Genomic DNA, 360 nt, shown 5'->3' on the forward strand with positions numbered 1-360 from the left:
GCGAGCTGTCCCTGGGTCCGCACCCACGCGCCGAGCGCCAGGCCGCAGCAGGACACGCACAGCGCCCAGGCCAGCCCCATGACGGCCAGCCGCCAGGAACCGGCGGCCACGTCGAACCCGAAGGCCGCGGCGGCGAACCCGAAGGTCACGGCCTGTTGGAGGGCGAAGACCACGGTCAGGGGCAGCGCCTTGCCGAGCAGTACGGCGGCAGGTCCGGCGGGGCTGGTGCGCAGCCGGTCCCAGGTCCGCCAGGTGCGCTCGGACAGCAGGGTCTGTCCGGCCATGTCGAGCGCGAGCAGGGTGAACATCACGGCCAGGCCGGCGGCCTGCTGGTTGATGGCCGGGCCGTCCGGACTGCCG

1 protein-coding gene is annotated in these 360 nt (G+C 74.4%); it reads right to left on the reverse strand.

Annotation, left to right across the window (positions count from 1 at the left end):
* Positions 1-360: ABC transporter permease (locus TN53_RS43070; RefSeq protein ID WP_046264379.1), on the reverse strand; the 360-nt coding region annotated here is incomplete at both ends.

The organism is Streptomyces sp. WM6386 (assembly GCF_000972385.1).
Classification (GTDB): Bacteria; Actinomycetota; Actinomycetes; order Streptomycetales; family Streptomycetaceae; genus Streptomyces.